The organism is Eubacteriales bacterium mix99 (genome assembly GCA_038396605.1).
In the GTDB taxonomy this organism is placed as follows: domain Bacteria; phylum Bacillota; class Clostridia; order Caldicoprobacterales; family DTU083; genus UBA4874.
In genome coordinates, this window is sequence record CP121690.1 from 2,269,510 (window position 1) to 2,296,217 (window position 26,708).

Annotated in this window: 17 protein-coding genes and 1 other RNA gene; 14 read left to right on the forward strand and 4 right to left on the reverse strand. The window is 51.8% G+C overall.

The window, feature by feature from the left end; all coding sequences use genetic code 11:
* Window positions 1-212: 212 nt before the first annotated feature.
* Window positions 213-4,691: a glutamate synthase large subunit gene (gene gltB / locus QBE55_10010; GenBank protein WZL77873.1), complete on the forward strand. Its 4,479-nt coding sequence runs from the start codon at window positions 213-215 to the stop codon at window positions 4,689-4,691.
* Here gltB and asnB read toward each other — a convergent pair.
* The gene (gene asnB / locus QBE55_10015) at window positions 4,673-6,511 is read right to left on the reverse strand and encodes an asparagine synthase (glutamine-hydrolyzing) (protein WZL77874.1); all 1,839 of its coding nucleotides are present in this window, start codon (window positions 6,509-6,511) and stop codon (window positions 4,673-4,675) included. The two genes, gltB and asnB, sit on opposite strands and share 19 nt — an antisense overlap.
* A 534-nt stretch (window positions 6,512-7,045) precedes the next feature.
* Here asnB and asnA point away from each other — a divergent pair.
* From asnA to QBE55_10050, 7 genes are all read left to right on the forward strand, one after another.
* Window positions 7,046-8,056, forward strand: a complete 1,011-nt coding sequence (gene asnA / locus QBE55_10020; protein WZL79917.1) for an aspartate--ammonia ligase — start codon at window positions 7,046-7,048, stop codon at window positions 8,054-8,056.
* Between the two features lie 32 nt (window positions 8,057-8,088).
* Window positions 8,089-9,423: a type I glutamate--ammonia ligase gene (gene glnA / locus QBE55_10025; protein WZL77875.1), complete on the forward strand. Its 1,335-nt coding sequence runs from the start codon at window positions 8,089-8,091 to the stop codon at window positions 9,421-9,423.
* 87 nt (window positions 9,424-9,510) lie between these two features.
* Window positions 9,511-10,818, forward strand: a complete 1,308-nt coding sequence (locus QBE55_10030; GenBank protein WZL77876.1) for a glutamine synthetase family protein — start codon at window positions 9,511-9,513, stop codon at window positions 10,816-10,818.
* A gap of 65 nt (window positions 10,819-10,883) precedes the next feature.
* Window positions 10,884-11,489, forward strand: a complete 606-nt coding sequence (locus tag QBE55_10035) for an ANTAR domain-containing protein (GenBank protein WZL77877.1) — start codon at window positions 10,884-10,886, stop codon at window positions 11,487-11,489.
* Window positions 11,490-11,529: 40 nt separating this feature from the next.
* Complete coding sequence (dapF, locus tag QBE55_10040) at window positions 11,530-12,369, forward strand: diaminopimelate epimerase (protein ID WZL77878.1); 840 nt, start codon at window positions 11,530-11,532, stop codon at window positions 12,367-12,369.
* Complete coding sequence (locus tag QBE55_10045; GenBank protein ID WZL77879.1) at window positions 12,366-13,997, forward strand: CTP synthase; 1,632 nt, start codon at window positions 12,366-12,368, stop codon at window positions 13,995-13,997. The genes dapF and QBE55_10045 overlap by 4 nt, the downstream gene beginning before the upstream one ends.
* Window positions 13,994-15,172 (forward strand): LL-diaminopimelate aminotransferase, encoded by a 1,179-nt coding sequence (locus QBE55_10050; protein WZL77880.1) that lies wholly within the window; start codon window positions 13,994-13,996, stop codon window positions 15,170-15,172. Before QBE55_10045 ends, QBE55_10050 begins: the two co-directional genes overlap by 4 nt.
* 30 nt (window positions 15,173-15,202) lie before the next feature.
* Here QBE55_10050 and QBE55_10055 read toward each other — a convergent pair whose 3' ends face one another.
* On the reverse strand, window positions 15,203-16,762 hold the full coding sequence (locus QBE55_10055) for an FAD-dependent oxidoreductase (GenBank protein ID WZL77881.1): 1,560 nt from the start codon (window positions 16,760-16,762) through the stop codon (window positions 15,203-15,205).
* Window positions 16,763-16,809: 47 nt separating this feature from the next.
* Entirely contained in the window at window positions 16,810-18,249 is a 1,440-nt protein-coding gene (locus tag QBE55_10060) for a L,D-transpeptidase family protein (protein WZL77882.1), read from the reverse strand.
* A 206-nt stretch (window positions 18,250-18,455) separates the two neighbouring features.
* On the opposite strand from QBE55_10060, the gene QBE55_10065 reads away from it, so the two are divergent.
* Window positions 18,456-19,187 carry an MBL fold metallo-hydrolase gene (locus QBE55_10065; GenBank protein WZL77883.1) on the forward strand — a complete coding sequence of 244 codons (732 nt, stop codon included), beginning with the start codon at window positions 18,456-18,458 and terminating at the stop codon, window positions 19,185-19,187.
* Window positions 19,188-19,294: 107 nt separating this feature from the next.
* Window positions 19,295-19,497: non-coding RNA, 6S RNA (gene ssrS / locus QBE55_10070), on the forward strand.
* A 101-nt stretch (window positions 19,498-19,598) separates the two neighbouring features.
* Here the strand turns inward: ssrS and QBE55_10075 are convergent.
* On the reverse strand, window positions 19,599-19,742 hold the full coding sequence (locus QBE55_10075) for a hypothetical protein (protein ID WZL77884.1): 144 nt from the start codon (window positions 19,740-19,742) through the stop codon (window positions 19,599-19,601).
* Window positions 19,743-20,082: 340 nt separating this feature from the next.
* Between QBE55_10075 and QBE55_10080 the strand changes: the two genes are divergently transcribed.
* The 4 genes from QBE55_10080 to QBE55_10095 all read left to right on the forward strand — a co-directional run bounded on the left by QBE55_10080 (window position 20,083) and on the right by QBE55_10095 (window position 26,670).
* Window positions 20,083-23,688 carry a glycoside hydrolase family 38 C-terminal domain-containing protein gene (locus QBE55_10080; protein WZL77885.1) on the forward strand — a complete coding sequence of 1,202 codons (3,606 nt, stop codon included), beginning with the start codon at window positions 20,083-20,085 and terminating at the stop codon, window positions 23,686-23,688.
* A 62-nt stretch (window positions 23,689-23,750) separates the two neighbouring features.
* The gene (locus tag QBE55_10085; protein ID WZL77886.1) at window positions 23,751-24,749 is read left to right on the forward strand and encodes a LacI family DNA-binding transcriptional regulator; all 999 of its coding nucleotides are present in this window, start codon (window positions 23,751-23,753) and stop codon (window positions 24,747-24,749) included.
* A gap of 92 nt (window positions 24,750-24,841) precedes the next feature.
* Window positions 24,842-26,074 carry an FAD-dependent oxidoreductase gene (locus QBE55_10090; protein WZL77887.1) on the forward strand — a complete coding sequence of 411 codons (1,233 nt, stop codon included), beginning with the start codon at window positions 24,842-24,844 and terminating at the stop codon, window positions 26,072-26,074.
* Complete coding sequence (locus tag QBE55_10095) at window positions 26,071-26,670, forward strand: DUF4093 domain-containing protein (protein WZL77888.1); 600 nt, start codon at window positions 26,071-26,073, stop codon at window positions 26,668-26,670. Before QBE55_10090 ends, QBE55_10095 begins: the two co-directional genes overlap by 4 nt.
* Window positions 26,671-26,708: the final 38 nt, after the last annotated feature.

The following is a 26,708-nucleotide window of genomic DNA, read 5'->3' on the forward strand; positions in this document are numbered from 1 at the left end:
AACCTTATTGACTTTTCTGCCCGGATATGATAAAATATTTATCACAATGGCGTACTCAATGGAGAGTATTCTTCTCTTCTGATGCGCCTTTTTTTATTGCTCATAAGCTGCATAAACTGAATGAATGAAAAGGTAAAGATGCAGAATGGAATGGAAGCCAAATAAATGGAAACATGGATTTCATGCAGATGGCAGGGGCCGGGGGGATGGACATGAAAAATATGGCAGATACAAATTGCAAAGGACTGTATGATGCCACGCAGGAGCACGATGCCTGCGGGATCGGATTGATTGCAGACAGTAAGGGAAGAAAAACCTGCGGGATTGTAAAAAACGCCTTGAACATTCTCGTAAACCTGGGTCACAGGGGCGGAACCGGAAGTGAGCCCGATACCGGAGATGGAGCAGGCATTCTGATTCAAATTTCCGATGTGTTTTTTCGGAATGTCTGTGAGGCAGAGGGTATCCGGCTGCCTCAGGCCGGGGATTATGGGACGGGCATGGCTTTTCTCCCTGTCCGTTTCCGTCAGAATTATGAAACGGGGCTGGAATCCATTGTAAAGCAGGAAGGGCAGAATTTTCTGGGATGGCGTACGGTGCCGGTGAATCATGCAGTTCCGGGGAAAACGGCCAAAGCCTGTCAACCTTGTATCCGTCAGGCCTTTATTGCCAAAGGTGCCAGGACAAACCGGGGGATGGATTTTGAACGCCGGCTTTACATTATAAGGAAAAGGGTGGAAAAGGAAGTTACGGGCCCCGGCAGCGCTGCCGGGGATGGGATTTATCTGGCCAGTCTGTCCTCCAGGACCATTGTCTATAAAGGGATGCTTCAGCCTGCCCAGCTGCCGCGGTTTTATCAGGATTTATCAGATGAGCGCATGGTTTCCGCCATTGCCCTGGTGCATTCCCGATTCAGCACCAATACGTTTCCCAGCTGGGAAAAGGCTCACCCCAACCGCTATACGGTGCACAATGGAGAGATCAATTGGATGCGGGCCAGGCAGGCCATGTTCTCTTCCGGTATCTTTCGGGGGGAGCTGGAAAAGGTGATTCCCGTTCTGGATGAAAGAGGAAGTGACTCCTCCATGCTGGATAACTGTCTGGAGTTCCTGTATCACTGCGGATATTCCCTTCCGCATGCCCTCATGATGATGATCCCTGAGCCGCGGTCCGGACAGGAGAGAAGGACTCCGGAGAGAGAGGCATTTTACCAATACCACAGTTGTCTGTCCGAACCCTGGGACGGTCCGGCTGCCATCTGCTTTACCGACGGAAGGCTGGCCGGAGCGGTTGTGGACCGAAACGGGCTGAGACCGGCGCGCTATACCATTACCACAGACGGAATGGTGGTACTGGCTTCTGAAGCCGGTGTCCCGGATATCGGGTCCCGGGACATTCTAAAGAAGGGAAGGCTTGCGCCCGGCGGGATGCTTTTGGTGGATACCGTGAACGGCCGAATCATTGAAGATGGGGAAATCAAGGAAACGATTGCCTGCCGGCATCCTTACGGGAAATGGCTCCGGGAATCCATGACGGAACTGGAGAACGGAAAGGCCGATTCCGCAAACCGCCGGTCCGGGAAGACGATGGAAGGCAATTTGCCGGTCCTGCACAGAACATTTGGCTACACCAGAGAGGACCTGACCGTCCTGCTGGATCCAATGGCAGTTGCCGGAGCCGAGCCGGTGGGATCCATGGGGGATGACACGCCGCTGGCAGTGCTGTCTTCCCGCCCGCATCTGTTATATGATTACTTCAGGCAGCATTTTGCGCAGGTTACCAATCCGCCGATGGATTCCATCCGGGAATCCATCGTGATGTCCGAAGAGACGCTGCTTGGTTCGGAGGGAAATCTCCTGGAGCCGGGTCCTGCGGCTTGCCATCGGATCCGGCTGAAAAGTCCGATCCTGGTTCCGGATCAACTGGAAAAGCTGAAGCGCATGGAGAGGGAAGGGTTCCCTTCACGGGAATTTTCCATCCGGTACCCGGTCCGGGAAGGCGGAAGCGGTCTGGAAAAGGCCATGGAGCAACTCTGTCGTGCAGCGGAAGAAGCGATCCGGGAAGGCATAAGCATCCTGATATTGAGCGACAGGCATACGACAGCGGAGGAGGCTCCCATTCCCGCCCTGCTGGCGGTTTCCGGTCTGCATCATGATCTGATTGAAAAAGGGCTGCGTACCCGGGCCAGCATCATACTGTCTTCCGCAGAGCCCAGGGAGGTGCATCATTTTGCGCTTTTGCTGGGGTACGGTGTGGATGCCGTTTGCCCCTGGCTGGCATTGGAGACCATTCAGGACAGGGCTGTGCGGGGCCTTCTGAAGGGAATGGAATACCCGGAGACGAAGCGGAATTATATCCATGCCCTGCGGAAAGGGATCCTGAAAACCATCTCCAAGATGGGAATTTCCACGGTACAAGGCTACCGGGGAGCCCAGATATTTGAGGCAGTGGGGATCAGCAGCAATGTGATTGCAAAGTATTTCGCCGGGACCCCGTCCAAAGTGGAGGGCCTTACCCTGGATGAGATTGCTGCAGAAATCCGCATGCGGCATTCGGCGGCTTATTCTGTTTCCGATTCCGGAGAGGAAGCCCTGGATCCGGGCGGCATTTATAAATTCCGATCCGGCGGGGAGGATCATCTGTATCGTCCGGAAACGGTGCGTATGCTTCAGAAATCGGTCCGAACCGGGGATTACGGCCTTTACAAAAAGTATGCGGCATGTGTCAGCGATTCTTCAGAAAAAGCCAGCACCCTCAGGGGGCTTCTGGAATTCCGGACGGACAGGGAACCGGTCCCCATAGAGGAAGTGGAACCGGTGGAATCCATTGTAAAAAGATTCCGGACCGGAGCGATGTCCTATGGATCCATCAGCCGGGAAGCCCATGAAGCCCTGGCGGTTGCCATGAACCATATCGGCGGAAAGAGCAACACGGGGGAAGGAGGGGAAGATCCAGGCCGTTTCCGTCCCGATGCCAACGGTGATTTACGCTGCAGTGCCATCAAGCAGGTTGCTTCCGGGCGTTTTGGAGTAACCGGCGGGTATCTGCTTCACGCCAGGGAACTGCAGATTAAAATAGCCCAGGGGGCAAAGCCGGGAGAAGGAGGGCAGCTGCCCGGATCCAAGGTTTATCCCTGGATTGCGGAGGTACGGCATTCCATTCCAGGCGTGGGATTGATTTCCCCGCCGCCCCATCATGATATTTATTCCATTGAAGATCTTGCCGAACTGATCTATGACCTGAAAAATGCAAACCGGGATGCCCGGATCAGTGTCAAGCTGGCATCCGAGGCGGGAGTCGGGACCATTGCCGCCGGTGTCGCCAAGGGCGGCGCCGATGCTGTGGTGATAAGCGGTCATGACGGAGGAACCGGTTCTGCTTCGAGAAGCAGCATTCTGCATGCCGGGCTGCCCTGGGAACTTGGGGTATCGGAGACCCATCAGACACTGATCCGAAACAACCTGAGAAGCCGGATTGCGGTGGAAACTGACGGCAAGCTGATGACCGGAAGGGATGTGGCGGTGGCAGCTCTTCTTGGTGCGGAGGAGTATGCCTTTGCCACGGCTCCGCTGGTTGCTCTTGGCTGTGTGATGATGCGTATCTGTCATACGGACACCTGCCCGGTGGGAATTGCCACACAAAACCCGGAACTGCGCAGGCGGTTTTCCGGGGAATCGCGGTATGTTGTGAACCTTATGCGGTTTATTGCGCAGGATCTGCGGGGAATTATGGCAGGACTGGGATTCCGTAAGGTTCATGAAATGATTGGCAGGACCGATTTCCTGACGGAAAGGAAAGACAAAGGTATCCGGAAGACCAAAGGGATGGATCTAAGCGCCATTCTGTATTCACCAAAGGTTTCTTCGCATCAGGAAAGGTACTGCAGCAGCCCCCGGAAAACGGATTTTTCTGATACACTGGACTGCCAGATGCTGCTGCCGGCCTGCCGGCCGGCACTGGAGGGAAAAAGGAAAATATGTCTTTCTCTTTCCATCCGGAATACGGATCGGGCTGTGGGCACCATTCTGGGCAGCGAGGCAGTCCGGAGATACGGTGCGGAGGGACTGCCGGACGGTACAGTGGAGCTTCATTTCCACGGCTGCGCAGGACAGAGTTTCGGAGCTTTCCTTCCCCGGGGAATCACGATGATTCTGGAGGGAGATGCCAACGATTATGTCGGCAAGGGCCTTTCCGGGGGAATCATCGCCATCCGTCCTCCCAAAGAGGTGTCCTTTTGTCCTGAAGAAAATACCATTCTGGGGAATGTTGCATTCTATGGCGCCACCTCCGGGGAAGCCTATATCCGGGGCGGCGCGGGAGAACGATTCTGTGTACGGAACAGTGGCATGAAAGCCGTTGTGGAAAATGTGGGGGATCATGGCTGTGAATATATGACCGGCGGAAGGGTGGTTGTCCTGGGCAGGACCGGGCGCAACTTTGCTGCCGGTATGTCCGGCGGGATTGCCTATGTACTGGATGAGGAGGGAGACTTCAGGAACCGCTGCAATCCTGGGATGGTGGATCCGGAAAGCATGACGGAGGAAGAGATCCCTGAAGTCCGTGAAATGATCGAAAAGCATGCCAGGTATACCGGCAGCGGAACCGCATGGAAGGTCCTGTCCCAATGGGACAGGTATCTGACCTGCCTTGTAAAAGTCCTGCCGCGGGCTTCCTACAGGATGCGAACCTGATATTTGCGCAGCCAGGTATCCACCTGAATCAGGTAGGCAAAAAGCTGGGGCCCCGCCATAAGCTGTCCGAACCAGGGCTTGCCGTAATCCGATTTCTTTTGGGCAAGGGACAGGACGGCATCCCGGTCAAGCAGCTGCAGAAGGGGAGAACTGCGGTCGTTCAGGATTTCCCTTGTCATGGAAAGGACCGCCTTCTCGTAGGAAGGATTATGGGTTTTGGGATACGGGCTCTTTTTCCGGTACAGGACCTCCTCCGGCAGAAGGCCCTCCATTGCCCTGCGGAGCAGGCCCTTTTCCATGCCGCCCATATTTTTCAGTTCCCATGGAATGTTCCAGACATATTGTGCCAGCCGGTGGTCACAGTAAGGGACCCGGACTTCCAGTCCATGTGCCATGCTCATGCGGTCCTTCCGGTCCAGCAGGGTGGACATGAACCAACGGATATTCAGATAGAAGATTTCCCTTCTGCGGGCTTCCGAAGGAATTTCGCCCGGCAAACGCGGGGTTTCAGCCAGGGTTTCGTTGTATCTTTTTCGGACATATTCCTCCGGGCGGATAGCATCCAGGACTTCCCGCTTCAGCATCCCTGTCCGCTCCTCTACGGAAGGGATCCAGGGAAAGGAATTGCTGCTTTGCATACTTTCATTATGGAACCATGGATAGCCACCGAAGATTTCATCCGCACACTCCCCGGACAATCCGACGGTTGCCTGTTTCCTGATTTCCCTGCAGAACAGCCATAAGGAGGAATCCACATCCGCCATTCCGGGGAGATCCCGGGCTTCGGTCGCGGAAACAAGTGCCTGAGCCAGTTCCGGCGTGTCCAGTTTGACAGGGTGATGGTTTGTGCCGAACTGTTCCGAAACAATCTTCACCCAGTGGGCATCGGAATTGGGCTGAAAACGGCTGGGCCTGAAATAAAGCTCATTGTCCACGTAGTCAATGGAATATGTGTTCAATCCCTGGTTTTTTGCCTGGAAATGTCTGGCAGCAACCGCCGTAATGATACTGGAATCCAGCCCGCCGGACAGAAAGGTACAGACCGGAACATCTGCAGTCAGCTGACGCTCGATGGAATCCAGGACCAGTTCCCGTACGGTCTCCAGCGTTTTTTTCGGGCTGTCGGTGTGTGGCATGCTCTCAAAGTTCCAGTAACGGTGCCGGCGAATCCCTGACGGATCGGCGAACAGGGTAAACCCCGGCCGGACTTCGTATACGTCCCGGTATATTCCGTTTCCCGGTGTCCGGGAAGGACCCAGTGCGAAGATTTCTGCCAACCCTTCCGAGTCGACGATAGGCTCAATCTGCGGATGTTTCAGCATCGCCTTCAGTTCGGAGGCAAAAATCAGGGAATTCCCCCGCCGGGCATAAAACAGCGGCTTTACACCAAACCGGTCCCGGCACAGGAACAGACTTTTTTCCTTTTCGTTCCATACTCCAAAGGCATAAATGCCATTGATGCGCTGCGCACAGTCCGGTCCCCATTCGATATAGGCTTCCAGCAATACTTCCGTATCGGAGTTGCTGATAAATCCATGACCAAGGGAACGAAGCTCACTGCGTAACTCGGAGGTGTTATATAATTCCCCGTTGTAGACAAGGACGAATGTCTGGTTTCCCCTGTGCCGGACCATGGGCTGTCCTCCGCCTGCCGGATCCACGACGGCCAGCCGCCTGTGCCCCAGCAGGGCATGATCCGAGCACCAGTATCCAAGATCGTCCGGTCCCCGGGGAAGAAGTTCCTCTGTCATTTTTTCAATCACATCCCGGTATCGGGAGATGGGATCGGCTGTATTGATCCATCCGGTGATTCCGCACATAGTTTCACACCTTTCCTTTTGAGTTTTTCCGGCGCTGTCTTTGCATCTGCTTTTTCGGCTGGAAAGACTCGTATACAAATGCAGTAACAATACTATTCATATGCATATTTATAAACCTTGTGAGCGTAGCAGGTTGTTATTTTTTATAAAATGCAGCATGGAAAAATAATATTGCAATTTTGTTGAATTTTTTTCAAAGAGGCATTGACGGGAAAAATTGTCCCGTGCTATAATTTTTAAGGTGAAGTGAGATTCGGATTATCGGATCGGGAATTCATAATAAAAGAATGAATTCAGAAGTTACCATATTGCAAAGGCGCAGGTGGCGGATGAAATGGGCGTACTCAATGGGGAGCAGGTTTCTCCTGAGTTCGCCCTTTTTACTTTTCCCTGGCTCCTTTAAGGGAAGAGCTGCCTGTGAGGGAAGGGCAATCCTGTCTTTCCTTACCATGCAGGAAACGGTACAATTGGGAAAGGATACTTTTATTCTGCAGGAAACCTGGAAAGCGGGAATGGGAGGAGAACATGATGACAATGGAGAGATTGATGTTACCGAAGGGATACCGGACGTCCCTGAATGTTCCGGAAACGGAAAAGGCGATCAAGTCGCTGAAGGATTTCTTTGAAAACCGTCTGGCGGAGGAGCTGAACCTGGTTCGGGTTTCCGCGCCGCTTTTTGTAACACCGGAATCCGGCTTGAACGACAACCTGAATGGGGTGGAACGGCCGGTTGCCTTTGATGTCCGGGCTCTGGGAGGGAAGCAGGTGGAAATCGTCCACTCCCTGGCAAAGTGGAAGAGAATGGCCCTCAAACGATATGGACTTCATCATGGCGAAGGCCTGTATACGGATATGAATGCCATTCGGAGAGATGAAGAACCGGACAATCTGCATTCCTTTTATGTGGATCAGTGGGACTGGGAGAAGATCATCCGAAAGGAGGAAAGGACGGAGGGAACCTTGCGGAATACGGTAAACAGCATTTACAGGGTTTTCAAGGATGCGGAGGAGTTTATCTGCAGCAAATATTCGCAGCTGCACCGCCTTTTGCCGGATGAAATCACCTTCCTGACCACCCAGGAGCTGGAGGACCGGTATCCCGGCCTGGACCCGCGGCATCGGGAGGACGCCATTGCGAGGGAAAGGAAAGCCGTATGTCTCATGAAAATCGGGGGCTTGCTGAAATCCGGCATCCGCCATGACGGAAGGGCACCGGATTACGATGACTGGGAGAGGAACTGCGATATCCTTTTCTGGTATCCGTTGCTGGACTGCTCTTTTGAAGTGTCTTCCATGGGAATCCGGGTTGATGAGGAAACATTGCTGAGGCAGCTGAAACTGGCCGGCTGTGAGGAGAGAAAGGATTTGCCGTTCCATCGGGAGCTTTTGAACGGGGATTTGCCCTGTAGCATAGGCGGAGGCATCGGTCAGTCCAGGATCTGCATGTACCTTCTGAACAAAGCCCATATCGGAGAAGTACAGGCCTCCGTATGGCCGGAAGAAATGTTGAAAGCCTGTGAGCGTGCAAATATCACTTTACTGTAAAAAGACAAAAAACAGGGGAAAGGGGATAGAATATGCCCGATCATAGCAAGGAAGATATTTTAAGAATGGTAAAGGAACAAAATGTGCAGTTTATCCGGCTGCAGTTTACTGATATACCGGGGACACTGAAGAATGTTGCCATTACCTCAGATCAGCTGGAGAAAGCACTGGATAATCAGCATATGTTTGACGGATCCTCCATAGAAGGTTTTGTACGGATTGAGGAATCCGATATGTATTTGCGTCCGGACCGGAACTCTTTTGTTATTTTTCCCTGGAGACCGGACAGCGGGAAGGTGGCCCGGCTGATTTGTGATGTCTATCGTCCGGACAGTATTCCTTTTGAGGGCGATCCAAGGTATGTCCTGCGAAGAGCGGTAAAGAAAGCCAGGGAGCTGGGATACGAAACGCTCAATGTGGGTCCGGAATGTGAATTTTTTCTTTTTCTTACGGATAAAGAGGGAAATCCCACCACGATTACCCAGGACAAAGGAGGGTACTTTGATCTGGGGCCGGTGGATCATGGTGAGGATGCACGAAGGGAAATGGTGCTGATGCTGGAGAAGATGGGATTTGAAATTGAAGCTTCTCATCATGAGGTGGCACCCGGACAGCATGAAATCGACTTCAAATACGGAGACGCCCTGACGGCGGCGGATAATATCATGACATTCAAGATGGTGGTCAAGGTGATTGCACAAAAAAACGGTCTGCATGCGACCTTTATGCCAAAACCAATTTCGGATATCAACGGCTCCGGTATGCATACCAATGTTTCCCTCTTCCGGGATGGGAAAAATGCTTTTTACGAGGAATCCGACCCCATCCAGCTGAGCCGGGAAGCCCGTTGGTTTATCGGCGGTATCTTCCGGCATATGAAATCTATTACGGCGATCACCAATCCCATTGTCAATTCCTATAAGAGACTGACTCCGGGATACGAGGCTCCGGTGTATATCGCATGGTCAACTCAGAACAGAAGTCCGCTGATCCGTATTCCGGCTGCCCGGGGAGATGCCACCCGTATTGAGCTGCGCTGTCCGGATCCGTCCTGTAACCCGTATCTGGCTCTTGCAGCCATACTGAATGCCGGTCTGGACGGCATCGTTCACAAAATGGATCCGCCTCCTGCCATGGACCGGAATATTTTTAAAATGACGGAAGAGCAAAGACTGGAAGCGGGGATTGACTCTCTTCCCGGCGATTTGATGGAGGCGATCGGGGAAATGGAAAAGAGTGATTTCGTACGGGAGACTCTTGGAGATCATGTATTCCGCAAATATATCAAGGCGAAGAAGAAGGAATGGAATCAATACCGGACAAGTGTTTCCAAATGGGAAATTGACAACTATCTGACGAAGTATTGAAGTATTAAGGAAACACAACAAGTATTAAGGAAATGAAGCAGGGTATCTTAACGGTATCCGGGCGATATCATAAGGGAGGCAGGAAAGATGACGGATACGATGAGGGAAGTCCTTCAGTTTATACAGGAGAATGACGTAAAGTTTGTCCGGCTGGCGTTTTGTGATATATTTGGTATGCAGAAAAATATTTCCATCCTGCCGGATGAATTGGAAAGAGCATTTCAATATGGAATATCCTTCGATGCTTCCGCAGTACCCGGATTTATGAATGTGGAACAATCCGATTTGTTTCTTTATCCGGATCCGGCGACGCTTCATATTCTGCCATGGAGACCGCAACAGGGGCGGGTCATCCGTTTCTTCTGCGCGATACGTCATCCGGACGGAAAAGTATTCGAAGGGGATATGCGCAGTCTTCTGAAACATGCGGAGGATCGTGCCCTCCGCATGGGATATCTTTGCAGGATTGGAGCGGAATGTGAATTTTACCTCTTTCATTCTGATGAAGATGGAAGTCCAACGGAGCTCCCGTATGACAACGGCGGATATCTGGATATTTCGCCGCTGGACCGCTGTGAAAATGTGAGAAGGGAGATTTGCCTGACACTGGAGCAGATGGGGATCCAGCCGGAGAGTTCCCACCACGAACAGGGCCCGGGACAAAATGAAATTGATTTCCGATACAGCGGCGCCCTGTCTGCCGCGGATAATCTGATTACCTTCAAATCCGTTGTAAAGGCAATTGCGGAGAAGAACGGACTCTTCGCATCTTTTCTGCCCAAGCCGATTATCAACCGGAGCGGAAGCGGACTTCATGTGAATATTTCCCTTGCCAAAGCCGGGGATCGGAACGGTAGCTCCATGCCGGGCAGCGATGGCTTTCTTTCCGGTATTCTGGAAAGAGCCGTTGAGATTACGGCGTTTGCCAACCCTATCCCGAACTCCTATGCCCGACTGGGTGGTTTCGAAGCCCCCGGATATGTTTCCTGGTCCCGTGAAAACCGTTCCCAGCTGGTCCGGATTCCGGCTACCACCTGTGAGGAACGCAGAAGAATTGAGATTCGGTCTCCGGATCCATCCTGCAACCCGTATCTGGTTTTTGCCCTGCTGATCCACGCCGGTCTGGATGGAATGGAAAAGAAACTGGTTCCGCCGAAACCGTTGGATTTGAATCTTTATAAAGCGGATGCGGATATTTTGGAGGGATTGCCGGCCCTTCCGGCTAATTTAAAGGAAGCACTGGATTTTGCCGGGCAAAGTGAATTTATACGCAGAATTCTTCCGGGGAAGACCCTGGAAAAATATCAGGATATCAAGTTGACGGAATGGGATGCTTATCGAAAGATACCGGATAGGGAAAAAGCGGACAAGCAAATCTATTTTGGATCGGTCTGATCCGCAACGGATCCGGCTGCCGGTGGCAGGATCATTATGACGTGGCCGGGCGGTGAGTTCGTATATTGGAAAGAGTAAGGCGGAAAGGCGGTGATGGTTTGGATTGCATCCTCATTGTTTCCGGTTCGGAAAAAGGCAGGGCAAAACTTCAGGAACTTCTGGCCATGGATCCTTCCAGCGGGGAAACGATCTTCGTCCGCAACGGAAAGCAAGCCCGACTTTTTCTGATTGAAAGGGATTGCGATCTGTGCGTCATCAATGCACCGCTCAGCGATGAGTTTGGAACGGATCTGGCGGTTCACATTGCCGGAAAGGGCATTTCCCAGGTTCTTCTTATTGTACGGAATGAGCTGGCAGATGAAATCTCGGAAAAGGTTGAAAAATTTGGCGTTTTTGTGATTCCCAGGCCAGTCAGTCCGCCTTTTTTCTGGAGTGCCTACAAGCTGATCACTGCAGCGCACAACCGGATGCTTACCTTACAAAGCGAAAACCAGCAGCTGCAGAACAGGATTGAGGATATGAAGCGGATTGACCGGGCCAAATGTCTGCTCGTTCAGTTTCTAAATATCACGGAGCCGGAAGCGCATCGGTTCATCGAGAAACAGGCAATGGACCGGCGGGTCACAAAAAAGGAGATCGCCGGGGCCATCCTGAAAAAGTATGAAGGCTGAGAACGCAGGAAGTTGATAGTATGGCGGAGGAGAACAGGATATGAAGCGAAAGTTTACAAAAATGCAGGGCCTGGGCAATGATTATATCTATTTCAATTGTCTGACCGAAGATATTTCTCATCCGGAGGCCCTGGCCATCCGGCTGTCTGACCGTCATTTCGGGATAGGAGGGGATGGCATCATCCTCCTCTGTTCTTCGGACCGGGCAGATGTGAAAATGCGGATGTTCAACGCGGACGGCAGTGAAGGAAAGATGTGCGGAAACGGCATACGCTGTGTCGGAAAATACCTTTATGACAACGGGATCGTAACGAAAACAAACCTGGACGTTGAAACACGCAGCGGAATCAAGAAGCTGGAGCTTCATGTACAGGACCAGGTGGTCCGGTCCGTCCGGGTGGATATGGGCAAGGCGGACTTTTCTCCGGAAAGTATCCCTGTCCTGCTGGATGGGAACCATATCATTCACCGGGAATTACTCCTTGCCGGAAGGAAATATTTCATTACCTGCGTATCCATGGGAAATCCCCATTGCGTTGTTTTTGTGGAGGACGTGGATTCCGTTCCCATTGCAACGGAAGGGCCGATGTTTGAAAACGCTTCTGTTTTCCCGGACCGTACCAATACGGAATTTGTCCAGGTCCAAAGCGGCAAGGTGCTGAAAATGCGGGTCTGGGAACGCGGCAGCGGAGAGACTCTTGCCTGCGGTACCGGGGCCTGTGCTTCCGTTGCTGCTGCTGTGGCAAATGGAATCTGCAGCCGGGATGAGGAAATCCGGGTTTGCCTGAAAGGCGGGGATCTTTTCGTCCGATACACAGAGGAAACCGTTCTTATGACCGGCAATGCGGAAAAAGTTTTTGAAGGAGTTGTAAACATATGACGAAGTACATTTTTGTAACAGGCGGCGTGGTTTCCGGCCTGGGCAAGGGGATCCTGGCGGCCTCCCTGGGCAGGCTGCTCAAGTCGAGGGGACTGAAAGTATTTGCACAGAAGCTGGATCCCTACATCAATGTGGATCCGGGGACCATGAGTCCTTATCAGCACGGAGAAGTGTTTGTCACGGAGGACGGTGCAGAGACCGATCTGGATCTGGGACATTATGAACGGTTTATCGATGAGGATCTCAACCGGTTTTCCAATCTGACTTCCGGAAAGGTTTACTGGAACGTGCTGAACAAGGAGCGGAAGGGAGAATATCTTGGCGAGACGGTTCAGGTGATTCCACATATTACAAATGAAATCAAGCATTTCATTTATACTGTATCACGGGGGGACGATATTGATGTGGTCATCACAGAAGTGGGCGGGACCATCGGAGACATCGAAGGACAGCCTTTTCTGGAGGCGATCCGGCAGATTCCCCTGGAAATCGGAAGGGAAAACTGCCTGTTTATTCATGTAACACTTGTTCCCTATGTCAGCGGTTCCAATGAATACAAATCCAAGCCGACCCAGCACTCTGTCAAACAACTTCAGTCCCAGGGCATCATGCCCGATATCATCATCTGCCGGTGTGACCGGAAACTGGAGCAGAGCATGAAACAAAAGATATCCCTGTTCTGCAATGTAAAGCCGGACTGCGTTCTGGATAACACTACCGTGCCGGTTCTGTATGAAGTGCCCATCATGCTGCACAACCAGGGCCTTGATGATATTGTGTGCCGGGAATTGAAGATTCCGGCACCGCCCTGCGACCTTTCCGACTGGACCGGCATGCTGGATCGGATCCGCTGCAGAAGCAGGGAGGTGACCATAGCCATTGTGGGGAAATATGTAAAACTCCATGATGCTTACCTGTCCATTGTGGAAGCCCTGCATCATGCGGGCTATGAAACCGGAACGAAAATCCGGTTTTGTTGGGTGAATGCAGAGGAGCTTGTCACGGAAAACGATGCGGAGGAAAATCTGGCAGGCTGTGACGGGATATTGGTTCCCGGAGGATTTGGCGACCGGGGCATGGAAGGAAAGATTCAGGCGGCAAAATATGCGCGAACCCGTAATGTCCCTTATTTTGGAATATGCCTGGGGATGCAGACGGCAGTGATTGAGTTTTCACGGGATGTGGCAGGGTTGGAAGATGCCAATTCCAGTGAATTCAACCCGGAAGCCCGGGACTGTGTCATCGATCTGCTGCCGGATCAGCAGGGAAATATTCCAAAAGGCGGCACCATGCGGCTGGGAAGTTATCCCTGCCGGATTCTGCCGGACACGATCATGGCCCGGGCCTATCAGTCCGGCAGAATCGCGGAACGTCACCGTCACCGGTATGAATTCAACAATCGGTACCGGAAGATTCTGCAGCAGGCGGGTCTGGTGATCAGCGGTACCTCTCCGGACGGATATATTGTGGAAACTGTTGAAATCCCGCAAAATGATTTTTTTCTGGGCGTCCAGTTTCATCCGGAGTTCAAAAGCCGGCCCAACCGGGCACATCCCCTGTTCCGTGAATTCGTGAAGGCAGCCCTGGAAAGATCGGACAAAGCCCGGAATGCGGGGGAAAACGGATGAGAATCAATGCAAATTATCTTCGGCTGGAAGACAGCTACCTGTTCTCCTCCATTGCGAAAAAGGTGGCGGCATATCAGAAGGAACATCCGGAAAGGGAGATCCTGCGGCTGGGAATCGGGGACGTTACCCTTCCCCTTTGCGATGCCTCGGTTGCGGCAATGGCTTCTGCCGTAAGGGAGATGGGAACGGAGCAAGGGTTTCACGGTTATGGGCCGGAGCAGGGCTATGGGTTTCTCCGAATGGCCATTGCACAGTACTATCAGAGCCGGGGTGTATTGCTGACACCCGATGAAATCTTTGTCAGTGACGGTGCTAAAAGCGATCTGGGCAATTTTCCGGATATTCTGTCTTTGGATAATACCGTATGGATTCCGGATCCAGTGTATCCCGCCTATGTGGACTCCAATATCATGTCCGGCAGAAAGATTCAATACCTGGATGCCAATCCGGAGAATCATTTTCTTCCGATGCCGGTCAGGAACCGCAAAATGGACATCATCTATCTCTGTTCGCCCAATAATCCCACCGGTGCAGTTTATGACAGGGAGCAGCTGAGGCAATGGGTGGATTATGCCCTGGCAAACGGCGCAATTCTGCTGTTTGACGCGGCCTATGAAGCATTTATCCGGGAACCGGATTTGCCGGGAAGCATCTATGAGATCGAAGGTGCCAAAAAGTGTGCGGTGGAATTTTGCTCCATGTCCAAAACAGCCGGATTTACCGGAACACGATGTGGGTATACGGTGGTACCCCGGGAGCTGATTTATGAAGGAGCGAGTCTGAATGCTCTCTGGCTGCGCAGGCAGACAACGAAATTCAACGGGGTTGCCTATATCGTGCAGCGGGGAGCAGAGGCTGCCTTCTCCCCGGAAGGGAGAAGGCAGTGCAAAAGAAAGATTGACTATTATATGGAAAACGCCCGGATTATTTCCAATGATCTGGATGAGATGGGGATCCGGTACACCGGCGGCAGGAACTCTCCCTATATCTGGATGACATGTCCCTGTGGACGGTCTTCCTGGGAGTATTTTGACCTGCTTCTGAACCGTGCCGGTATCGTCGGGACTCCTGGATCCGGATTCGGGGCAAACGGAGAAGGGTTTTTCCGCCTGTCCGCCTTTGGCAGGCGGGAAAACGTGGAAAAAGCGATGGAATGGATGAAAACCCGGATGTGATAAAAACGGGATGTTCCGTCAGGGAGCATCTCAGGCCTGTTTTTCCCCCTGCTTCGCGTCATCCGGTTTAGGCAGGGGCTTCCGGGCAGGCCCGTTGATCACTTCTCCGTCGCAGGTAAACCGGGAGCCGTGACAGGGACAGTCCCAGGAATGTTCTGCGGAGTTCCACTGGACTTCGCACCCCAAATGGGTGCAGGTGGTATCCACCACATGGAGGTTTCCCTGAAAATCCCGGTAAGCCCCGCACTTTTTTCCGTCCGCCTCCACCACTCTGGCTTCTCCCTGCCGGATGTCCGCATTGTCTTCCTTGCCGGCCAGCTTGCTCTGGACCAGCTCCTTTACAACATTTGCATTTTCGGAAACGAACTTTCCCGCCGATGCGGAGGGAGTAAAACGGGACGGCGCAAAAACCGGCGCCCATTCGTTGTCTTTTCCGAGAATGGCGTCCTGCAGCATCACAGCTGCCGCCGTGCCGTTTGTCATGCCCCATTTTCGAAAGCCGGTGGCCACATAGATGCCGGGTGTTTTGGAAGTCAGGGTGCCCACGTAGGGAACCTGGTCCATGGAGGTGTAGTCCTGGGCGGACCACCGGGTAACGACTTCCCGGACCCGGAACATGCGGTCTGCCGTTTCCTTCAGATTCTTATAGTGTACGCCGGTGTCCCCGCCCTGGCCGGTTTTATGGTGTTCGCCGCCAACCAGGATGAGTTCGTTTCCCCCGTCCATGGGCTGTGCCCGGAAGGAACGCCCGGGTTCCTCCGACGAGATGAACATGCCGCCCGGAAAGGAATCCTCCGCCGTAATTCCAAGGATGTAGGAACGAGCCGGGTAAATCCGGCTGAAATACATCCCGTTGCCGTCATAAAAAGGATAATGGGTTGCGATGATAATGTTGGGCGCGGTTACCCGGCAGCCGGTGTCGGTGAGGACGACAGGAGTTCCCTCCGTAAGGAGATCCACAGCTTTGGTGTGTTCCAGCAGGAAGCTTCCGTTTCCCGGGATTTGGTTTGCCAGAGCCAACAGATATTTCAGCGGATGAAACTGTGCCTGGTTGTCAAACCGGAGCGCTGCCTTCACCCTGATGGGAAGAGGGATTTCCTCCAGATATGTTGCGGCAAGGCCCAGTTTCATGGCGACTCCCGCTTCCTCCTGGATTTTTTCGACTTCCTTTTCCTCCTGGGTATAGACGTAGGCAGGCTGCCAGGAAAAATCACATTCAATATTGTTCTGCCGTATGATGGAATCGATGATTCCAATTGCCGCCTGGTTGGCATCCGCATATTGCTGCGCATTTTCCTGACCCATTTTTGCCAGAATCGTCTGATAGATCAGGTCATGCTGGGCAGTTATCTTTGCAGTGGTATGGCCCGTGGTACCGTGCAGGATCCGCTCTGCCTCCAGGACAGCGACTTTCAGTCCGCTTTGTTTCAATAAATAGGCGGAAGTAATGCCAACGATGCCTCCGCCGACGATTGCCACATCCACTTTCAGATCGGTTTTCAACTGTTCAAAATCCGGAAACGGGACGGACGCCATCCAATAGGATTGCGGCGGTTCATTGAACCCGTTTCCCCATTTATGGGAACTCATTTTTATCATCCTCCATTTTTATTTGGTATTATCATGATTTGACCGGATTACTCTATGACCAGAACGGCACCGCTTGCGGGATCCATCCAGTGATAGAGAAATTCCGCGTGGCTGGAGTAATTCCGGACACACATATGGGAACGCGGGAAAGTGCCGATGGTCTGGAGATATTCCTGAATGCCGGGATCCACCTGCCATCCGTTCTTCTCCATGTAATTGACAGGAACGCCGTGGATATAGGCGCCGCCGCAAAAACGGATTGCAAAAGGCGCGTAACCGGCTATTTCATCGGATCCGTCCTTTAAATATTCAAATCGGTCCTTTTTTTCAATGGCCCGATAGGAACCAAGGGGAGTCTCATAGGAAGTGGGACTTTTCAAACCGGTGGTGGCCAGAGTATAGGAAACCATTCGAATTTCCCCGCCGGACAATTCAAATGCCGCCTGATTCTGCTGATCCCGGTCCACAATTATCACATGGGTCACCTGACTCAGGGCATGATCGGGATTGATGTACTTTTTGGGAACATAAAGTTCCTTTCCAAAGGTATTTACGAAAACCCGGTAGAAGTCCCCCGATTCCCCCAGTATCCGGACCAGCATGCCGTCCGGCACATAACGGAAACCGGAATGGGTGTCCGCCCGGTCATATCCGGGAGCACTCTGATAAATACGTATTCCGAATTCATCTGTAGCGGCTTCCTCCTTCTTCGGGGGCGCGCCGTTGGCATTCTTGTAATTGCTGATATGGCTCAGCTTTCCCTGGGATGCCTGCTGCTGCAGGCTGTGCAGGGCGGAAAGCATCTTGTCAAATTGAAATCTCCTTACTATTCCGGCAGAGGAAGGAAGGTATCCGGTACGGATCGACCCGTTTTCCCGGCAGGAAACGGCGTACCAGATATCGGAGTCTTCCGTGGTCTTTCCCCGGACTTTTCGCAGAAGCGCCGGCTTTTCTCCGTCGGAGGCCATGCTTACCACGGCAGCAGCGGGATCCGGACTCTGGCGGATGGGGACTTCCTGTCCATTGGTAATCAGAAAATAATCATAGGTCAGATTATAATTGGTATACCGGAGGCCTTCCCTGATTTCATCCGGCAGTTGGGTATGGTATTCCTGCAGTACCTCCGGACTTTCCACATCGTTTACCCGGCCGGACTTTTCATTTGCCATCTGTTTGATTTCCTTCTGGCTGACTCCGGTATCCTTCTGGGTTGTCTTCATGGATTCGGCCTGATCGGTGATCTGTTCGTCTTCGCTGACGTCCCGGCCATTTACATTTTCCTCCACCGCCTGTTGATCCGATTTTGTCAGACGATCCGATTTCTTCGGTCCGGTGGGGTTCGGACTGCGCCCGGGAGTATTTTGTTCTGGCTGGGTCGTGCTGTTCGGAACAGGCCTTTTTTCCGGCGGCGTGGAGCGCCGATAGGAGCAGGATCCGGCAGCAAGCAAAAAGACGGACAGAAGCAGAGCCGGGAGCTTTTTTTTCATAGCGGTTTCTTCACCAACTTTCCTGTGATTTCCTGTCATCCAAACCGTTCTTTTATCATTTTTCCAAAGGCAAATTTAAATATACATTTCAAAAATCCGGGGAATATGAGATAATGGGGATCAGCAGGAGCATGGAGGTATCATCAGGATTCGCTGAAATATTGCTGTCCGTGCGGAAGTTACAGAAAGCAGGGAGGGAGTTCTTTATGAACCCGAACAGGAAGGTTCTGATTCATTACCTGTATCACAGTGGTTTTACGGTGGAGTACGGGGATTATTTTCTGGTATTTGATTATTACCGGCAGTTTTCCGCTGCACCGGATATCCGGCATGAAATCGCGGCGCATAAGCGGCCGCTGGTCTTTGTCAGTCACAGCCATCCGGATCATTACAATCCGATTATATTTGAATGGAAGGACGAAAGCCCCGATCTGCGATACATTTTGAGCGGGGAGATCAGCAGGCGGGGCGGAGAAGACCGGAAGCGGTGCATCTTCATGAATCCCTGCGAAAGCACCGAAGTGGGTGGAGTTACCATATCCACTTATGGCTCCACGGATCTCGGCGTTTCATTTTTGGTGGAGGTCAACGGCCTTCGGATCTTTCATGCAGGGGACTTGAACTGGTGGTGCTGGGCGGAGGAGTCCACGGCGGAGGAGCTCCGGGAAGAGGAAGAGGCGTTCAAGAGGGAAGTTTCCCGGCTGGAAGGGGGAAAAATGGATATCCTGTTTTTTCCGGTGGATCCCAGACTGGGAGAGTACTATTGGCTGGGCGGGAGCTATATGATGGAGAAATTTCATCCCGGTCTGTTTGTTCCCATGCATTTTGCGGACCATCCGGAGATTACCCGCCGGTTTGCGGAAAAAATGAAGGGAACCGGGGGAAGGATAGCAGAAATCACCCATCCCGGGCAGACCTTTGAATACCGGATTCCCTGAGGGGATGAACAGCTGCCGTAAAGTACAATGGGGGAATTGAAGTTATCAGGAAAAAAATTCATTTGACTCCTGTTGAAAAATCAGTATAATGGAATCGTAAGGCAAAGGAACTTCTGGGATATTCGCATGGTTTCTATTTTGAACCTACGCATTGTGAAAGGGAGTTCAATATGGATATTTGGATATCAGGCCCACAATCTGATTGATCCGGTTTGATTGAGCCGGTATGGGAAGATAAAAGGTATCCTGCGGACACCCACCTATCAGGAGATAGGTGTCAAAATTGAAACGACGGTATCTCGGATATCTTATACGCCAAACTTGTTTCTTGTAATATCAAATCAGGGGATGCCTGGAGGCATTCCCCCTTTTTGTACCACAGGTTCTCAGTTCATTTTACGATTCTCTATCCTAGTCATTCTGCCTGTCATCGAATGGAATCTGATAATTGGAAGCATTTTCTCCCAGCTGGTCATTGTCGAAGGCAGGACGCGGGTACGTGTTGTCTGCCCTGTCTTTATTCTCTTTGTTTTTTTCTCTTTTATCCTTTGGCATACGGAATCTCCTTTTTTTACTGTAGTGGATTTATATTATCCATAATTCTCACAGTTATCCATTCACGAAAACTTTTCTTTTCCAATTTGCCTGATTTTCTTCTTTTATAGCGGATGATACCGCTATTTCCATTAAGAAAAACGCCAATGACAACCTATATCTAGCCAAAATTATATGCTGGATACACATGTCGTAAAGCGACGTAAAGTGGATTGACAGTCTGAATCGTGCATGATAGTATTTTCATCGTAAAATGGTATCGATTTTTAATTATTATATCACGGTAATATATTATTATATCAAAATATAATATTGTTATATTAAAGGAGAGTGAAAAATTTTGAAAAAGTCTTCGTCTGTTTGTGAACCGAATCCGGTGGAGATCATCCGGGTCAAACCAACCCCGGTGATATGGAAGACGGGAATGCAGGCAACCAAAATGACGGTCCGGAACAGCGGGTCGCCATTTTCCGCATGGGTGCGGGTTTCCCTGAAGAATCAGCCGTCCTGTATTGTGCCGGCTGGAAGGATTGCTTCGGGCAGCAGCGTGGTAACGGTGCCGGTAACCGATACCCATGAAATGTTGAATCCCGGAGAAACGATCTCCCTGAGGCTGGAACTGTTCGATGAGGAATCCTGCAGCGGCGGTGCAAAGGCGGTCTATGGGACAGACAAATGGGAGCGCAGCCGCCACTGGGAGTTTTATCTGTCACAGGAAATGCATACGGATCTTGGGTACACCATGTATCCGGAGGATCTGAAAGATACCTATGCCAAATATCTGGATACGGTAAAGGAATACATGAAAAACTCCGATGAGCGTGCGGAGGATGTACAGAAATACAAATATGCCATAGAATCCGGCTATATGATGGGCGAAGCCTATATGATAAAACGAAATGCGGATCAGATCCGGGAGATTACGGATTGGATCCGGGACGGCCGTATGGTCGTAGGCGCCGGGCAGTTCAATTTTACCCTGGAGAATATGTCCACAGAAGGTACGGCGCGGGCGGCTTATTATACCAATCGATTCCTGGTGGATAAACTTGGAATTCAGCCGGGAACCACCCAGAGGATGTTTGATAATCCAGCTTTCAGCAAAAGCTATGTGGATGCTGCAGTGCAGGCAGGCATCCTGTATGGGATTCATTCCATGAACCCCGACCGTTCCCCGTATCACAAGAAAAAGCTGTATGATCTCTTTTATATGGAAGGAATGGATCCTGCCCATAAATTTCTGGTTTTCAATGGCAAATCCTACAGTGATAATCGCGGCTTCGGCGGATCCCACTGGGATATCCGCGGCAGCGTCCGGGATGCTGAAAGAAATCTGCAGCAAATAATGGATACCCTGGAAAGCCGCACCGGAAGGATGCGGTATCCCTATGACAAGTTTCCGTTGCCGCTGGTACCCTATGCTGACAACAGGGAACCCATGGAAGAACAGATCCTCCTCGCCAATCAGCTCAATAAAAAATGGGATGACGCCGGATATGCCTATCCAAAAATAACCGTGGCTTTCCCGGAGCAGTTCTTTAAGGATGTTGTGGCCGAGTACGGGGATTTCATTCCCACGGAATCGGGAACCGAGGAGAACTGGTGGAATGATGGCTGGGCAACAACGGCTTTCGAGTCCGGCATCAGCAAGACCGCGGGAAATCGGATTCCGGTTGCGGAGACTGCGGCATCCTTTGCATCCATGTACACAGGCAGGAAGTATCCCTACATGAAGATATATGAAGCCGTGGAGCGGAATCTGATCTATAACGAACATACCTGGGGCTGTCAGGAATACAACAAGAGCAATCCGCAGTATGACAGGCAGTTCGAATGGAAGCGCGGCCATGCGTTCAGCGCAAAGGTTTTGGCTGAAGAGATATTGGGGGCTTCCCTCAAGGCCCTGGCATCGGACGTGGCCACAGAGGGCAAGGCGATTTATGTCTATAACCCGCTTAACTGGACAAGAAATGATGTTGTTGCCCTTTCCGATCTGTCGGATCTGCCTCCCCGATTTGAGATCAAAGATGGGGACACATCCGTGTCCTACCGGATACAGGATGGTGTCCTGACCTTTGTTGCCGCCGGTGTTCCGGCCATGGGATACAAAATCTTTCGGGTTGTGGAGACGGCGGCAGCACCGGATTTCAAACAAAAAGCAATAACCGGAAGCAATTTTCTGGAGAATGATGCGTTCAGGGTGACCTTTGCGGAGGACGGGACTGTTTCAAGTATTCTTGACAAAAGGAATGGAAACCGGGAAATGGTGGAGAATACTCCTTCTGTCCGGTTTAACCAGTATCAATATTATGATGATTTTGGGATTCCTTTCTCCAATATGGGAGCGGATTTCGGCCCGGATAAATGGAAACGCCATTCGCCCGGGAAAGAATCCGGTCATCTTGAGGTGACTGCATCCGCAATCGGTGTTGCAGCCCGGCTGAAAACTTCCACCTTCCGTGCAGGATCAATTGTTCAGACGGTTACTCTGTACAATGATATTCCAAGAATCGACATTGTGAACGAGGTGGAAAAGGAATCCCTGCCCGATCTCAAATCAAAAGAGGAAGCTTTTTATACCTTCCCCTTCCAGACGGGAAAGGACTATGAGATCCGCTATGACCTTCCTGTCGGAAATGCGGCGGAGGGGGAACAGATTTACGGCACCTGCACGGACTGGTATACCGCCAATAAATGGGTCAGCGTAAAGGACAAAAAGGATCATTACACTATGGTCCTGGCAATTCCGAACACCTCCCTTCTGCAGTTCGGCGAAAGAAGAACCGGAAAATGGTCCTTTGATTACAAATCGTCCGGACCGATTCTCTACAGTTATGTCATGAACAATATGTGGCAGACAAACTTTCAGGGCGATCAGCCCGGCTATACCAGATTCTGTTACTCCGTTTCTGCCAATGAGGACTCCGGAACAGGGGAGAGCGCACGGTTTGGCTGGGAGATCAGCAATCCGCTGCAGGCGACTGTGATTGCAGAGGCACAGACAGGAAAAAGCGCTGATTCGGGCAGCCTGATTTCGATTGACAAGAGGAATATTCAGGTCAGTACGATAAAAGCGTCGGAAGCCAATTCGGACGGAATGATTCTTCGCTTTGCCGAAATAGAGGGAAAGCATTCCGAAAATGTCTCCGTTTCGTTTCCATTCCGCGTATCCTCCGTGACGGAAACGGATATTATTGAAAACGACAAACAGCTGGTTTCAACGGATCGCACCTTTTCCTTCGGACTTCCGGCATACGGCATGAAAACTTTTCGGATCCGCTACGGAGAGATCCCCGCTATGGTGGAGGGAGTCCATGCCGTTTCCACTGCAGCAGGCTCGCCGGGGATGACCGGGAACCGCAGTCTTTCCGCTCCGGAAGGATCTGATACCCCGGATCAGGGAAAGATTCAGGGAACAGAGATCACATGGAAGGCGGCAGACGGCGCGCTGTATTACGAGCTGTTTCGCAGTACGGATCCCAACTTTGTTCCGGGAAGCGGCAACTATCTTTCCACTGCCGGCGATACCGCATATTTTGATGCCCAGGTAACCGGCAGCATGAAGCGACCCTATTATTATCGGGTCCGGGCCGTTGCTGCCGGGGCCAAAGGGTCACCTTCGCCGGCCGCACGACAGACCGTCGGGGAGATTACGGATACGGTTCCTCCGTCGGCTCCGATATTGGGAGCTCAGCCGAGGGAAAGCACACGGATTGATTTGTACTGGACCCCTTCGGCCGACAATATTCTGCTCCATCACTATGAAATTTATCGAAACGGTGAAAAAATTGGGCAGACGGAGAATTCCTACCTTACCAGCTACCGGGACAGGGACGTGAGGCCGGATGCAACCTATCGCTATATGGTGAAGGCAGTGGATACCAGTGGGAATGCAGCGGAGAGCAATAAGGTCTGCGTTACAACAGGAATTTTCACCCATTCTTGACAGCCTTCCTGAAAAAGAGTAGTATAAATATGATTTTATGCGGAAATGGGAGGTGGTTCAGAATGCAGAGGAAAAGAGCCTCCAGCAAGGATGTTGCAAGGGAAGCAGGCGTTTCCCAGGCGACGGTGTCCTATGTCCTGAACGATGTGAAAAATGTAAAAATCCGGCCGGAAACCAGACAGGCCGTACTGGATGCCGTAAAAAAGCTGAATTATCACCCAAGTCATATTGCCAGGGGAATGAAGTGGAACCGATCCATGTCGGTAGGGGTCATCACGGACCGCAGAATTACCAATTATAATTTTATGGAGACGCTGGAGGGGATCCGGGATGGCCTTTCCCAGTCCAATTATTCCATTACCCTGCTTTTTAACAAGTCGGACGACAGCTTCAATATGGAAATACTGGACTATTACAATACCAACCGATTGGATGGGGTGATTTTTGCCTTTGCCACGGTGGATGAACTGTCGAGGGAAGAACTGAATCAAAATGGTGTTCCTTATGTGATTGTGGATTCCCATGTTTCCCATGCCCGGTTTCACGAGATCGGTACAGATCATCTTTGCCATCTCACGGACCTGACGGCCCTGTTCCGGAAAAGAGGGGCGAGCCGGCTGGCCTATACCGGTCCCCGGTGGAAATGCGGGACCGATTTCCGGCTGAAAGCGTTTGAGCAGGCTGTACAGGAAAGCGGGCTTCATAACTTGGGCTGTTTTCTCTGCCCTTTTCGGGATGACCAGATCCGGGATACAGTAGGGGAAATGCTGCGTTCTCCGGAGCGCCCGGACGGGATTATTACCGGCAGCCCGCGTTTTGGCTTTTCCGTGCTGAAGGCAGCGGCGGAAATGGGCAAAAGGGTACCGGAAGACTTGATGGTTGCTTCTCTGGGTGCATCTGCCTTTTATCATTTATGTCATCCGGCCATGACGGCAGTGGAGCTCCCTTTGTATGAGATGGGGCGGCGCAGTGCGGCTTATCTGATGGATCTCCTGAATGACAGACCGGTGGAGGATACTATTATCCTTCCTTCGGAGATCGTCATGCGGGCTTCCTTATAATTTCTTCCAAAAATAATTTTAAAAAACATATACCGGATATTCCATATTCCGCTGGGGATCCGGACGATCCATTGAAAGGAGTTCCAGGAAACATGAAAGCACTCATTATAGGTGCCGGCATTGCAGCCGTATCGGCGATGAAGGCCATCCGGAAGCAGGATCCGGATATGGAAATCACAGTCTACGGAGATGAGGGGTATTTTCCTTACCGGCGGCTTCGGCTGACCAAAGATATAAGCCAGGGGCTTTTGTCCGATGCCCTTTTGATTCAGAAGGAATCCTGGTATTCGGAAAATCACATACGATTTTGCAAAGGAACCGGAGCAACGGGGCTGGATCCCGCTGGGCACCGTGTTATTTTGTCCGACGGAACCGCAGACGAATATTCCGTCCTCCTGTTGGCAAACGGCGCAAGGAGCAACGTCCTTCCCATAAAGGGAATCGGCAGACAGGGGGTATATTCCCTGAGGACGCTTCCGGATGCCTCAGTCATTCTGAAGCAGGCAAAACGATCCCGCCGGATTCTGATCATCGGCGGCGGTGTGCTGGGCCTGGAACTGGCATGGAGCCTGAATCAAATGGGGAAGGAAGTTGTCGTGGCGGAAGCACAGCCCAGGCTTATGCCGAAGCAGCTGGACGAAAAGGCATCCCGGATCCTCCTGAATGTGGTGCAGTCCTGCGGGGTTTCCATACATACGGACACCCGGATAAAGGAGATCACGGGAGATTCCTTCGCAACAGGATTCCGGACGGACAACGATCTGCAGGAACCTTGTGATATGGTGATTCACTCCACGGGCATCCGTCCGAATATTGAGCTGGTGAAGGGAACCGGGATCCGGACCAACCGGGGAATTCTGGTAAACAGTAAAATGGAAACCAACCTTGCGGATATCTATGCAGCCGGGGATATTGCAGAATTCGAAAACCGCGTTGCCGGCTTATGGAACTGTGCTTCCCTGCAGGGAGAAGTGGCGGGCAGCAATATGGCGGGAGCAGAGAGGATCTATCAGGCGCCGGCGGCCGCCACAATCATGAATGCTTTCCGCACCTCTCTGTTTTCCATCGGGCAGGTGGAAAAGAGCAGCTATGATGCAGCCATTACGGATTTTGACTGCGAAAGCAATCGATATCGGAAGATCTGTTTTCGTGGAAATAGAATTTCCGGAGTGGTCATCATCGGGAGCCGAAAGGAACTTCCCGCTCTGAAAAAGGCCATGGAGGAACAGGCCGGGTTCCGTTCCGATGAGCAGAACAGGACCGTATCCGAATTTATGCAGTTTCTTCAGGAACAGCAGCAGGCAAACAAGCCGATGCCGCAATGAAACGTATCAGGGTTCCGATTCGGGAAGCAATTATTGTGGAAGGCATTTACGATAAAATGAAACTGGAGCAGTTGGTGGATACGGTCATTCTTCCAACCAATGGGTTTGCCATATTTCAGGATAAGGAAAGGATGGATGTTATCCGGAAGCTGGCAGAAAAGAGAGGAATCATCCTCCTGACGGATTCCGACCGTGCCGGCTTCCGGATACGCAGTTACATTCAGTCCTGCCTTCCGAAAGAACAGGTCCGGCATGCCTATATTCCGGAAATTGCGGGCAGGGAAAAGCGAAAAATCACTCCCGGCAAGGAAGGATTGCTGGGAGTGGAGGGGGTTCCGGATGAGGTTCTCCTGCAGGCCCTGCAGAATGCCGGATATCGGGCAGCGGGAAAGAAGGGCGGAAGGCTCATCACAAAACAGGATCTCTATCGGGATGGATTCACCGGAAAGCAGGACAGCCATTTGCTGCGGTCCCGCCTCCTGAAGGAACTGGGCCTGCCTTCCCGGTTGTCCACCAATGCCATGCTGGATATGCTGAACGCCTTGTTCGGTTATGAAGAATACCGGACCTTTCTGACGGCTTTCTTTCCCGGCTGAATTCCTCTCTGGATTCTTTTGTCTGACTGGGTCAGCCG

Coding starts and splice junctions, on each gene's coding strand:
- gltB (WZL77873.1), top strand. CDS start 213: ATGAAAAATATGGCAGATACAAATTGCAAAGGACTGTATGATGCCACG.
- asnB (WZL77874.1), bottom strand. CDS start 6,511: ATGTGCGGAATCACCGGATGGATCAATACAGCCGATCCCATCTCCCGA.
- asnA (WZL79917.1), top strand. CDS start 7,046: ATGGAGAGATTGATGTTACCGAAGGGATACCGGACGTCCCTGAATGTT.
- glnA (WZL77875.1), top strand. CDS start 8,089: ATGCCCGATCATAGCAAGGAAGATATTTTAAGAATGGTAAAGGAACAA.
- QBE55_10030 (WZL77876.1), top strand. CDS start 9,511: ATGACGGATACGATGAGGGAAGTCCTTCAGTTTATACAGGAGAATGAC.
- dapF (WZL77878.1), top strand. CDS start 11,530: ATGAAGCGAAAGTTTACAAAAATGCAGGGCCTGGGCAATGATTATATC.
- QBE55_10045 (WZL77879.1), top strand. CDS start 12,366: ATGACGAAGTACATTTTTGTAACAGGCGGCGTGGTTTCCGGCCTGGGC.
- QBE55_10050 (WZL77880.1), top strand. CDS start 13,994: ATGAGAATCAATGCAAATTATCTTCGGCTGGAAGACAGCTACCTGTTC.
- QBE55_10055 (WZL77881.1), bottom strand. CDS start 16,762: ATGAGTTCCCATAAATGGGGAAACGGGTTCAATGAACCGCCGCAATCC.
- QBE55_10060 (WZL77882.1), bottom strand. CDS start 18,249: ATGAAAAAAAAGCTCCCGGCTCTGCTTCTGTCCGTCTTTTTGCTTGCT.
- QBE55_10065 (WZL77883.1), top strand. CDS start 18,456: ATGAACCCGAACAGGAAGGTTCTGATTCATTACCTGTATCACAGTGGT.
- QBE55_10075 (WZL77884.1), bottom strand. CDS start 19,742: ATGCCAAAGGATAAAAGAGAAAAAAACAAAGAGAATAAAGACAGGGCA.
- QBE55_10085 (WZL77886.1), top strand. CDS start 23,751: ATGCAGAGGAAAAGAGCCTCCAGCAAGGATGTTGCAAGGGAAGCAGGC.
- QBE55_10090 (WZL77887.1), top strand. CDS start 24,842: ATGAAAGCACTCATTATAGGTGCCGGCATTGCAGCCGTATCGGCGATG.
- QBE55_10095 (WZL77888.1), top strand. CDS start 26,071: ATGAAACGTATCAGGGTTCCGATTCGGGAAGCAATTATTGTGGAAGGC.